An 11947-nucleotide genomic window follows, 5' to 3' on the forward strand; every position below is an offset into this window, starting at 1 on the left:
CCGTAGACATTGGGATTCATGCCGTAGCCGTTGGAGTTGCGCACCGTCAGGTTCATGAACCAGCCGCGGATCAGTTCGCCACGGCCGCGCAGGTTGGAGCCTTCGATGATGACTGGCTCGCTGGTCTTGACGTAGACCGCCGGGGTGGAGGGATCCAGGCTCTGCCAGTTGCCACGGTAGGTGCCACCCTTGGTAATCACCAGCGGACCGCTGTACTGCACGTTGGTGTCGGGCATGGGCGACGGGGTGGGAGCAGGCGTGGGGGTGGGCGTCGGGGCAGGCGTACCGGAGGTTTCACAGTCGGTGAGCATGGCCCCGCCCCAGTCGGCGTGGTCGTAGTCGACGTTGTCGCCAGCATCGGTGACCACCAGCTTGAGTTCTTTGCGACCGGAAACGTCCACGTTGACCGTCTTCGCCGCGTCCGATCCGTTCATCGTGCCGCTGTCGAAGAGCTTGGTGCCGTCGGCGTAGACCTGGAAGATGACGCTGCCGCGGCTGCCCACCTCGTCGTCGAGGCCGACATCGCTGATAAAGCGGCTGCACTGACCGTTCAGGTTGAAGGTCATCGACGAGTTGGCGTGGATGCCAAACCCGCTGTCGTACTTCTTCCCATTGATGCTCAGCGGATCCCCATCTGAGGAACCCTTCTCGCCGTTGCTCATGTTCCGCTCGATCGGACCCCAACCGTTGGTGGCGGCCGTCCACGGCTCATAGCTCAGCAGGTTATCGCCATCATTAAGCTCCTGGGCCTTCAGGCTGCCCCCGGCATCGACCAGCCCATTGTCATCAGAAACCCACGAGTGGTCCGTGCCGTCGTAGACGAACTGGCTGCCATCCCGTTGATCTGCCTGGGGCTGGGGCGCGGCAGGCTGCTGGGAGCAGGCGGCCAGGGTCAGGGTCAGTGCGAGAGCGGTCAGGGAGAAAGCGGAGCGTTGGGATTGGGGCATGTGGATTTCCTCTTGAAATGGAGCTTGGGCGACTGGAACGATTCAGAGAACAGCTGCGGGCTTTGCGTGAGCGCATGTTTCTGAGGATCATGACAAACACCAGAATGCGTCTGGTGGCTGGAAAATGCCTGTTAAATTAACCTGCAGCCGTATGGAGTGTGGCCTTGACATAGCTACCTTAACGAAATCTTATTAGAATTATCTGTATTCAGATTGTTTAAGCGAATCTCATTTTATTCATTAAGACCGTTTTTTAGGATTTCAGCCACATCGAACAAGCAAAAAGTCACAAAATCATTAGGGCTTCAAGCAATGGACGCTGATTCACGCCGTGAAACTCTCAAAGCGCCAGATCCAGCTCGCTTTCCCCATTTGCGCCGACTCTCCACTGACCTGAACGGTCACCTCCCGAGAACTCAACGGCCATCCGAGGGTGGAAACGGTTTCCACTGGTGTCAGGGAAGCATGACGAGGGGCGGAATTCTTCTCCCGCTGAGCAGATCACGCTGTCCAGCGTTCCTTTCAGCCGTCAAGCTGACGAAATGGTCCTGTCAATAGTGCCCTGTCAGCCCTCCACAAGTGATTTCCGGTTAAGACACGTGGATCACGGGGGAGTCTGGCTTGACCTTGTGCCCAATAACGCGGCCTATGTACGTTGCAGGTTCATGGTGTAGCACCTGGTGATCTTCACCAACAGACAAATGCTGCTGACATCCTCACTCTGAGCTGCAGTAAGGCGTGTACAGCTCTCTCCAGACTGGTGGTCCGACAGGTACGGATCAGGACGCTCTTCATACTCCGCCATGCAAGGAAGTCGAGAGGCAGCCACGCCTACGCTGGCCCGGTCAGATCCCTGGCCCTTATTTGAAATCGCCTCCACCGCCCCTTCCCTGAGCGTTGCTCAGGCGCCTGCATTTCAGGAGACCTATGCGTTTGACTCTGCTTTTGTCCACCCTGCTTGCCCTGACCCTGGGCGGCGCCCTTGCCGACGACGTTGCCCCCAGCACGCAAAGCAACTTTGCCAGCAGCCTTAAGCAACTCGCCTCCAAAGGCACTGCTATCACTTTGCTGGCCATTGTCAACGGTCAATCCACCGTGGTCGCCACAGTCAATCCGGACGGCACCCTGAACGTGACTGGTGACCTGCAGAGCGCCACCAATGTCCAGGTTGGGGAGACCACCTACATCCTGGCCGCCAAGGTCACGGGCAGTGGCACCCTGTTCGTGACCACCACGAACGCGCAGGGCGCCACGGTGACCCTGCCGCTGGTTGCGGCCATTCATCAGGCAGCCGCACACGGAGGGTCCGAAGACAAAAAATCTGAGGACAAGAAGTCTGAAGACAAAAAACCTGAATCAAAAACGTCCGAGACCGAAGCGCCGGAATCCCCCAAAGACGATGCGAAGGCAGCCGACGGCTCGGGCCATGGCAAGTCGTCTTCAGCCCCAGGGAAACCGCCCAAGCCTGGTTCGGGCGGACACCACTAAGCGGACCTCACCCGTGGACAGAGCGTCACTGACAGCCTTCACGCCGCTGTGTCCACACGCCAATGAGAACGGGTGCTGACAACTTCACTCCGGTCCGCCACAATTTGGCAGTGGACCGAAGTACGGTTGTCAATACCCCTTCAAACTCCTGTTCGGGTTAACGTGGTCGATACCCTCAGACTGCTCTGCCGCGTTTTACAGCACGAATGCACCCACACCCGCCCCAGGAGGTACCACCCCGCGTGGCGGTGCCCAGGGACGCGGTCTGAAGGGTACCTACGCCCCCGTTGCTGGCCGAACCAGCGGCATGCTCCCCTTGAAAGCGAGGCTGGTGACCAGTCAGCGCACCTCAATCGCTGGGCTGGGGCAGGGGCTCGCCGGACGAATCTTGCGGCGTCCGCTTCAGGAACACCGCCAGGATCACCGCCAACGCGGCAATCACGCCCGCCACGGTGAAGGCCAGTTGCAGGCCGCCAATCTGGGCAGTCAGCGGGGCGCTGCCCTGAGCGCTCAGACGGGCGGTGCGGCCAACCATCAAGGTGACCAGTAAGGCCACGCCCGCCGCGCCCGCCACCTGTTGCAGCGTGCTCAGGATGGCGCTGCCATGCGAGTACAACTGCGGCGGCAACGGCGAGAGCGCCGAGGTGAACACCGGCGTGAACAGCAACGCCAGCCCCGCGCTAAGGGTCAGGTGTAGGGCCAGCAGTGTCCAGATCGGCGTGCCCGCATCGATGCGGCCCAGGCCAAACAGCACCGCTGTCATGAGCAGACTACCCGGGACCACCAGAGGGCGCGGCCCCAGGCGATCGTAGAGCCGCCCAACGGCGGGGGCACACAGGCCCATGACCAGCCCGCCCGGCAGCAGCAGCAGGCCGGTCTGCAGGGTGTTCAGGCCACGCAGGTTCTGCAGGTAAAGCGGCAGTAGGATCAGGCCCCCAAAGAGCGCCATCATGGCAATCACCATCAGGCCGACGCCCAGGGTGAACACCGGAAAGCCGAAAGCACGCAGATCAAGCAGTGGCTCACCCGTCCGGATCAGATGGGCCTGCCGCCACAGAAAGGCCACTAGGGCCACTGTACCAACCATCAGCGGCACACTCACGCCAGGATTGCCCAGACCGTCCTCGCCGAAACGGCTCAGGGCATAAACCAGCCCCCCGAAGCCCAGTGCCGAGAGCAGCACCGAGAGCACGTCCAAGCTCAGGTGCCGTGGCGTGCCCACGTTCCGGAGCATGCGCGCTCCGTAGAACAGCGTTCCCAACGCAATCGGCAGCACGAACAGGAACATCGCCCGCCACGAGAAGGTTTGCAGGATCAGACCCGAGATGGTCGGGCCGATGGCGGGGGCCACCGAGATCACGATGCTGGTCTGGCCCATCACTGCCCCGCGCGTGCGTTCGGGCACCAGGGTCAGCACAGTGGTGATCAGCAGTGGCAACATGATCGCCGTGCCACTGGCCTGCACGATGCGGGCCAGCAGCAGCGGCACGAAGCCGGGTGAAATCGCCGCGAGCCCAGTGCCCACGCAGAACAGCGCCATGGCGCTGATGAACACGGTGCGGGTGCTCAGGCGCTGGAGCAGAAAGCCGGTGACGGGGATGACCACCGCCATGGTCAGCATGAAAGCAGTTGAGAGCCACTGCGCAGTGCCAGCCGTGACCTTCAGGTCGACCATCAGGCGCGGCAGAGCGACGTTCAGGATCGTTTCGTTCAGGATCACCACGAAGGTGGCGATCAACAGGATCAGGATCACGGCGCGGCCCTGAGGGGGCAGGGATTCAGCAGATAAACTCATAGGGAAACCTCCAGGTTCAGGCGACATTCAGGGGTCCTGGAGCACCGACAGAATGTTGCCCGCCGGGTCTGCGAACCACGCGATGTTCGGCTTCTGGCCGCGCATGATGCCTTTCTCGTCCAGATTCATCCCACTGTAGTGAAGCCTGCCCACGCCGCTCGCCGCCAGGGCGCTCACATCATCCACCGGAAAGTTCAGGACGGTGTAGGCAGCGGGCACATGATCTGGTCTGCGATATCCCAGACCAGCCTGGCTGCCCGTGATGTGCAGGCGCAACATGCCGTGTGCCTCGCTCACCTGGAGCCCCAGAACGTCGCCATAGAAGGCCCTGGCGGCAGCACTGTCCTTCACGGCGAATCCGCTGAAAGCGTGGGTGTACTCAAACATGATTCTCCTTGTCCTGAAAGTGGGTTGGTAGCCCAGGTCAATGCTGTGATGTCGAGGGTGGACTTACCCGTGTCAAATGTTCCCCCGGCGCTCTGCGGGTCATGCTCGTCGAATAATCGCCACCGGGCCATTGCCATGCGCCGGTCATCCTGACTCCGTCTGTGCTGAGGGTCTCCCGGTAGAAGTTGGGGGAGCCGCGGCGACCGGGCCAGATCGTCAGCAGGTCGCCGTGGAGCTCATAGACGTAATCCAGCGTCATGCCGTCGCTGAAGCTGTAGACCCGCGCATGGATATCTGAAGACGGCCTGCCCCTAAAGGAATGCAGGTGCCCGATGATCTCGGTGCCCCGGATCGAGCGGCCGTTATGGACGAGATCGAAGTGCTGGGCGAGAAAGAAGTGCCCTTCCAGTCACCCGTAGCGCGTCCTCCCAGTGGCATCACCCGTCAGGTCCCAGGTGCCGGGCAGGGGGCTCAGGGTATGGAGATCGGGATTTGGCCCAGGTGCTGGCGTTGACATTTCATCCTCCTTCAGGCGATGTGACGGCATATCACAGGACCACCACACCAGCCTCGAGGACACTGGATGCTAGCGGAGTGGCGGAGCCAGCTTCGACGATGCCATTAAGGAACATGGACAGATCAGCACCGAGCAGACGCAGATCAGACCTGCTTGATGCGGTACGTGAGGTGGGTGGCGTGGGGGGACTGAACCACCCGCAGGCGCTCCAGCTTGATCTCCTGGCCAAGGGCGCCGAACAGTGAGAGGCCGCCGCACATCAGGACAGGCGCAATGTGCAGTTGCAGTTCGTCAAGCAACCCGGCCTTCAGAAATTGCCGGGCCACCTCCGCACCGCCTGCCAAGCACACGTCCTGTTCTCCAGCCGCCGCCTTCGCCTGAGCCAGTGCACCTAGAGGGCCGTCCGTAACGAAGCTGAACGTGGCCCCTCCGCGCTCCACCGTAGGCAGCGGCAAATGGGTGAGAATGAAGTGCGGAATCCGGTATTCGGTGTCGAAGCCGTCTGGAGCGCTGCCGAAAGCCGTGTGGCCCAGGATCATCGCGCCGATGCCGTCCAACAATTCCTGCTTGATCTCCTCCGCAGCGCCTGTCTCGGCGAAGTACCAGTCATGCAGGCCGCCGTCCTGTCCATCCGGTCCAGCAATGTATCCGTCAAGCGAGACGGCAAGATCGAGAAAGACTCGACTCATGTGCGAACTTGCCTGGAACACACTCTGTGCATGACATCCTCCTAAAAAATAAGGCGAGCCGCGTAATTCACCGAACTCTTACACGCAGCAATATACGTAACTTTTCTTCCTATTTAGTTTATAACAGAACGATACGAAATTGCAACCGTGTACTTAGTCTAGAATACCGAATTGACCGATACTGACATCAATGGCCGTTCAGCGTTCTGCCCCTGCCCGCCGCTACCACGATGGTTGCGCCGCTGCACATGCTCTTGATCTGGTGGGCGAGCGCTGGGCCCTGCTGGTGGTGCGCGAGCTTTTGCTGGGGCCGAAGCGTTTCAGCGATCTGCGCGCTGATCTCCCTGGCATCAGCCCCAACGTGCTGTCGCAGCGCCTGAAAGACTTAGAGGACATCGGCGTGATCGGCCGCAAACATCTGCCGCCACCCGCCGCAAGTTGGGTCTATGCCCTGAGCGACTGGGGCCGGGAACTGGAGCCGGTCCTGCAACAGCTTGGGCGCTGGGGAGCACGGTCACCCGTCAGACCGCACGCCCCCATCACTCTCGCCACCCTGGTCACAGCCGTGAAGACCATGTTTTACCCGCCTGCTGCTCAGGACGTGGAATGCACGGTAGCGCTGCGGATCGGCCATGAGCGCTTTGTCGTTCGTGTGCAGCATGGTGTGCTGGACGTACAGCGTGGTGTTCCCCATGCTCCGGAGGCAACGCTGACAGGCGACCTGCAGCTACTGGGTGGACTCCTCTTTGGCGGTCTGACGCTGGCGGAGGCCGAGACGAACGGGCTGGTCATTGAGGGCAACCGGGCGTGGGCGCAGCGGTTTCAAACCCTGTTCCAGATGCCTGAGGTTGTGGCCCAGTCGTAACGTGGAGCTTTCTCGCTTTCGCATGCCTGCGGACAAGGCCTCGACAACCAGAGTGGGGTGGTCTCAGCATCACCATCTCTTCTTTGCCCTGACCAGTTCACGCACGCGAGGCTCAATTGACTTCGCCCGCCAAGCAGCGCTTTCATAGCAAGCAGCCGACCATACGCCGCTTTGCCCCCGTGCTATGACCGAGCCCCCAGAAGAGACCTCCATTTCGCGACAGGAATTCGCGCAGATGAAATCACTCCAAATCGGCGCTGTGACCTGCCAGCAGGATTAGGGTAAGGCTTCCTGGCCCCCTCCAATCGCATCAACCGCGCCGAGACCTTGATCAATCTGCCCGCTAAGGCGATGAATGATTCCAGGCTGTCCAGGCCCCAAGTTTGCGCCCACGTTTCGCTGACGCTCCCTGATCCCCTACTCTGTGCGTATGACCAGGGACTCGGGCCAGATCACCATCAAAGAGAACGAAGAGAGACAGCGCTACGAGATCTATGTCGGGGATCAACTGGCGGGCCACACTGAGTACCGTCCGGTGGGTCACGCTCGGTTACTCCCGCACACTGAAATCAACGAAAGGTATGAGGGCCAGGGGCTGGGTTCACAACTGATTCAGTTTGCCCTTGATGATCTGCGGGCGCGCGGCCTGAATGCGGTGCCCACCTGCCCATTCGTCGTGGCCTTTATTCGCAAGCACCCGGACTATCTGGAACTGGTTCAGCCCGGCCAACGTCGCGCCCTGAAACTGTAGAGGCAGGCGACCGCATCAGTGGCAGCTCTTGAGAGCCGTAATACCCCCACACACTACAGCGCCAGAGGCGTGGTGTGGGTGACGGCCACGTCACCCCAAGAGCGCATTGCAGAATAGCTCCGGCGGCCTCAATCATTTTCCGACTGACAGAAATTGTGCGGTGCTTGGAGTTGCGCTGTCGGGAACGTCAAACGTCGTAGGCGGGCACGGCAGTGACCAGCAACACGTCCAGCAGAGTTTTCAGAATTGCGACTGATGAACAGGCGTGGGCGGGGAGCACCAGACGCAGTGTTGCCAGGGTCAATCGATGCTCCACCCAGCCCTGCGCACTGGCTGGCCTCAAGCCCTTCTTAATCTCAGCGTTTCCACGGAACGTGAAGAGCTCCCCAAAACGGAAAGCGGCCCACATCCACATCTCCAGCAACCCCAGACCAAAATTGAAGTTCCATCCAGTCAACACTGGGACTTCCTTGATCGCACAATGTCCGTTCAGGGAAGAGTGAAGCGCTGAGCACACCCGGCTGCTGTTCATACTGGTATGAACAGCAAATCACGATACGTCGAAATGTGAAGACTCATCGTCAGCGAACCACTCCGAGCAAGGCGTTCCGCAAGCGCTGAACAAGTACAGAAGACTTTGGGAGTGCACGCGGCAGTCACCTCGAGAAGGGTTGTAAGGCCGAAAAGTAACCAACACTCGGAGAGATATAGAACCACCTTTCTCCCCTTTGACGGACTGCTGGGTCCATGATTGAGGATTCAGCTCGAGGTGTTTGAGTCTGACCCACTTTATGGACTGGGCCTGACAGGCATGACTTCAGCTCTCCACAACACGTGCGCGGATGTTCTGCCGCAAACTTTTAAAGTGAATCAGTTAACGCTCTGAAATTCGGTCAGACAATGTCGCCATCCCACCATGCGTCATAGCAGGGACCAGAACCACTCGGATCTCACAGATCAGGAAAGGGCGCAGTAAAGGCATCAAGATCGTGGTTGATGCACGCAGCACATCGTTGATGGTGCACAGTTGCAGTGCAGGTTCAGAAGATTCCGGGCATCGTCTAACTTATCTGCCTCGCTACTCTGCGCCGGGCTGTTCGGCCAGATGGCGTATCCTCAATCTCACTTGGGGTACATAGAATGCCCCGTATGGTCGCCACCCCTGCGCTCGCCTCACCCGCCACCCTGGCCACCGCCCGCATGCATCTTGTTCCTATGAGCACCGATTACCTCAATCAGGTCATGGACAGCCTGCAACATGACGAGTTCATGCGTCTGACAGGCACCCGTGGGAGCTTCACTCGCGATGCCGTGGAACGTTTCCTGGCCCGCGTGACCCAGGCGGATGACCGCGCCGACTGGGCGATCCTCCGGGCTTCAGATGACGCGTACCTGGGCGAAGTTGCGCTCAATGACCTCGATCAGGACAACCGCAGCATGAACTTCCGCATTGCGCTCAATGGCCCAGCCGTGGTGGGTCAGGGGTATGGCACCGAGGCCACCCGGGCAGTCGTGGAGTACGGCTTCGACACTGTGGGGCTTCATCGCATCAGTTTGGGGGTATACGCCTTTAATCCACGTGCCCGGCGCGTCTACGAGAAATGCGGCTTTATCCATGAGGGGGTTGAACGCGACGCCTTGTATTGGGAGGGCGAATGGGTGGATCAACATCGTATGTCAATGCTCGCCACTGATCCCCGTACCCGATAGGGTCATTCCAAGGATCACGCTGTGCCCATCTTCTGGATAACATCTATCTCCTTAACAGCTTCCGGCAGCTTAAGGCCGACACACTCCTCTGAGATTTGACACGACTCCGTGGAAGCAGGATGACGGCTCTTCAGCTGTGGAAAGTCGAAGACAGCACGTGATCAGAGATTCCAATGGACGGTGTCTCAACAATGTCATGTTGAAGGACCTCCCTGCCAAAGGTGGGGAGACGTGGGAGACCGTCTCAGGTCCGAACGCAGTTGACAATCGGATGTCCCAGATTAGGCACCCTCGTCCCCAGCACTCTGAGTAACTATCCGAGCGGAATTTTAAAGTCATCGACCAGGCGTTAACGCTTCTTCGCATTCGCCTTTGTGGCTTAAGTTGCGGCCCCTTACTCCCTCTCCCCTTTCAGGCTCCTGATCTCTGGAAGGCCGAGTCAATTAAAACAGCGCTGTGCGAGGGGGTTAGGCGAGCTTCAATGAGCTGAATTCGAATACCAGGAGAAGCGACGTTACTGTCATTCCCCACCATGCGCTGGTCCACAGGCAGCCGGATACACGCGCACTCCACAATCACCGATCTCTGGTTATCCCGACACTTTTTGCAAGGCTGCATCAACGCCTAGGGCTTCCATCAGGGCACCGGGGCAAGCCGCATTGATCCAGGTGACCGACCTGCCGTTCATTTCCTCGCCTCCACCTTCCAGCCAAACAAGTTCTTGAACGAGCCGAGTCAGTTGCCTGCGTCCTCAGGCGTGGAAAGCAGGAACGCGTGCGCGGCCCTTGTCTGTGGGCGAAGTGCAGCGTCTCGGTGTGGCGAACACGGAGCGCTTACTCCTCGATGTGTGATCCTCGCACACATAACCTACTCCTCCAGCGGATGCAGCTGCGCCCTCTTCCTACCCGATATGCCGCGTAAATCCTGTCAAAACATCGAAGATGCGGACTCTCAACAGACCACCGATAGGTCATCAGGACCTCAGCACAACACCCGGCGATAGCGGGCTTGCAGGAATGAGTACAGGGCGAGGGCCACGAACCCCAGGGCGACCATGCTCAGCATCCACGTACCGAGCGGCAGGCGTTCGAGGACTGTCAGCGCCTGGGTAAGGCCGCCCGCAGCATGCGGATCGTGCAGCCAGGCAGCACGGAGCAGCAAGACGCCGATGATGGCGAACACCACCCCTCGCATCAGCAGCCCGAATTGTCCCAGCAGACGAAGGGCCGCGGTGCCGCGGGCGCCAAGCTGCTCCAGGTCGAGGAACTGAAGGAAGAGGCCGCTCCAGGCCACGAACAGGTGATTCACGGCCACACCAAACGCACCCAATCCCAGCAGGACCACCAGCCAGGGCCCCAACGGCGGAGCGAGCAGGATGGCGGTCCACGTTTGAACCGCCCGTTCAGAACTCTCTCCCCATCCGCGAAGAACCACGTTGGCTGCAAACCATGCCAGCACGAGATAGGTAAGGCCGTTGACGAGGCATGCCAGACGCTGGGCCAAGCCGAGGAGGGATGTGCCAAGGCGGTCCGGATCGAGAACACCACGCACCAGCAACCAAAGTGCGTAGCCGAGAAGGCCCAGTGCAACGCTGCCAAGCAGCAAGCGTCCGGATGGCTCGGCAGCCAGGCGCACGAGAGAGCCCTGCACGCCCTCGGGGCGGTGCATCCCACTGAGGGTAGCCTCAAGGTTGTATGCGCCGAGCGCGAGGAAGACCAGACCTTTGCCGAGGTAGCCCAGCCGAGCAAACAGCACGAACCACGGTTCAGCCCGTCGCATGCGCTGCTTGGCCCATTGCTTGAACCGCATCTGCCCAGGCTAGAGCAGCTTCGGGAAGGCGGTGGTACCTCAAATACCGTTCGGAGGTTAAGGCAGGTTGGTGGTTTCTTGAGATGTATTCAGGGCGTTGTTTTGCCTTGACCAGTGATTGGCAGGCTAGCGCGCCTCAAGCGGACCGAAGCTGTATCGCTACGACTTACCAATAAATCGATTTCACACGCGATCAAATGCCCGTACTGTCTTCCCGTAACCTGACGGGAGGTTTGAGCATTATGACATCAGCGCGATCCAGTAGGTCAATTATCAGATGCTGCGCGACTGCTGAATCAGGCGATATTTCTGAAGGAATAGGGCGCTCAGAAGATTTCATCAGCCGATTTCTATCTTACGCAAGACATGTATATCGGTGGCCAAGCGCCGCAAGTCGAATTGTAAGGGTAGTTTTTAATAACTTGGAAAAAAGACTTAACTGCCTGATCTAAACTACAACTTGCCTCCGATTTCATTTTAGTAGTGATTCACCTTATGCTAGACAATTCATCCTCACTTGGATTGGCTACTGAAAGATAGCTGCTCCGCTCCTTATAAGCTTCGGGAAATTATGTAATATACTATTAGCCGATTAAAGAAACGCAGCCATTTAATCCTACAGGCTAAAGGTTTAATGTGATCTTAAAATTATTAGCGCTAAATTGAATTGCATAACCGTTAAATGCAGATTCAAAAGGTTCTCTTTTTAGGAAATGATTATTAGAGAGTAAACTTAGAGATAGTTTGAAAAAGATTATTCCCAAAGTTTACCGGAAAGCAGAGGTTGGAAATCTATTACAGTTTTCTTACTCGAGCAGATTAAGGTCCCTTGATAAGACAAGCCTGATCATCGGATCTGGATATTTTTCTTACAAATTTCATACAGTGCAGTATTTGCGAGGTCTGATCCTCCCCCTATACCCCCATAAATTTAAGACTGAAACGATTTTTATGTAAAAAACTCAGCAAGGATAGTGGGTCATTTATGG

10 protein-coding genes are annotated in these 11947 nt (G+C 58.5%); 4 read left to right on the forward strand and 6 right to left on the reverse strand.

What is annotated here, in order from left to right:
• On the reverse strand, window positions 1-947 hold a 947-nt coding region (locus HNQ08_RS26580), incomplete at its 3' end, for an NPCBM/NEW2 domain-containing protein (RefSeq protein WP_184138407.1).
• 945 nt (window positions 948-1892) lie between these two features.
• On the opposite strand from HNQ08_RS26580, the gene HNQ08_RS26585 reads away from it, so the two are divergent.
• Window positions 1893-2435 (forward strand): hypothetical protein, encoded by a 543-nt coding sequence (locus tag HNQ08_RS26585; protein WP_194499982.1) that lies wholly within the window; start codon window positions 1893-1895, stop codon window positions 2433-2435.
• A 349-nt stretch (window positions 2436-2784) separates the two neighbouring features.
• On the opposite strand, the gene HNQ08_RS26590 is transcribed toward HNQ08_RS26585, so the two are convergent.
• The 3 genes from HNQ08_RS26590 to HNQ08_RS26600 form a co-directional block, all read right to left on the reverse strand.
• Window positions 2785-4230 carry a DHA2 family efflux MFS transporter permease subunit gene (locus HNQ08_RS26590; RefSeq protein ID WP_184138411.1) on the reverse strand — a complete coding sequence of 482 codons (1446 nt, stop codon included), beginning with the start codon at window positions 4228-4230 and terminating at the stop codon, window positions 2785-2787.
• Window positions 4231-4257: 27 nt separating this feature from the next.
• Window positions 4258-4617, reverse strand: a complete 360-nt coding sequence (locus HNQ08_RS26595; protein WP_184138413.1) for a VOC family protein — start codon at window positions 4615-4617, stop codon at window positions 4258-4260.
• Between the two features lie 660 nt (window positions 4618-5277).
• Window positions 5278-5823 carry a dihydrofolate reductase family protein gene (locus HNQ08_RS26600; RefSeq protein ID WP_184138414.1) on the reverse strand — a complete coding sequence of 182 codons (546 nt, stop codon included), beginning with the start codon at window positions 5821-5823 and terminating at the stop codon, window positions 5278-5280.
• 190 nt (window positions 5824-6013) lie between these two features.
• Here HNQ08_RS26600 and HNQ08_RS26605 point away from each other — a divergent pair, with 190 nt between their 5' ends.
• Window positions 6014-6688: a winged helix-turn-helix transcriptional regulator gene (locus tag HNQ08_RS26605; protein ID WP_184138416.1), complete on the forward strand. Its 675-nt coding sequence runs from the start codon at window positions 6014-6016 to the stop codon at window positions 6686-6688.
• A 430-nt stretch (window positions 6689-7118) separates the two neighbouring features.
• Window positions 7119-7439: a GNAT family N-acetyltransferase gene (locus HNQ08_RS26610; protein WP_184138418.1), complete on the forward strand. Its 321-nt coding sequence runs from the start codon at window positions 7119-7121 to the stop codon at window positions 7437-7439.
• A gap of 187 nt (window positions 7440-7626) precedes the next feature.
• Here HNQ08_RS26610 and HNQ08_RS26615 read toward each other — a convergent pair whose 3' ends face one another.
• A complete protein-coding gene (locus HNQ08_RS26615; RefSeq protein ID WP_184138420.1) occupies window positions 7627-7896 on the reverse strand; it encodes a hypothetical protein in 270 nt (89 codons plus the stop codon).
• 692 nt (window positions 7897-8588) lie between these two features.
• Here HNQ08_RS26615 and HNQ08_RS26620 point away from each other — a divergent pair.
• The gene (locus HNQ08_RS26620) at window positions 8589-9149 is read left to right on the forward strand and encodes a GNAT family N-acetyltransferase (RefSeq protein ID WP_184138422.1); all 561 of its coding nucleotides are present in this window, start codon (window positions 8589-8591) and stop codon (window positions 9147-9149) included.
• Window positions 9150-10130: 981 nt separating this feature from the next.
• On the opposite strand, the gene HNQ08_RS26625 is transcribed toward HNQ08_RS26620, so the two are convergent.
• Window positions 10131-10958, reverse strand: a complete 828-nt coding sequence (locus HNQ08_RS26625; RefSeq protein WP_184138424.1) for a DUF1206 domain-containing protein — start codon at window positions 10956-10958, stop codon at window positions 10131-10133.
• Between the last annotated feature and the right edge of the window lie 989 nt (window positions 10959-11947).

It is taken from the genome of Deinococcus humi (assembly GCF_014201875.1).
Classification (GTDB): domain Bacteria; phylum Deinococcota; class Deinococci; order Deinococcales; family Deinococcaceae; genus Deinococcus; species Deinococcus humi.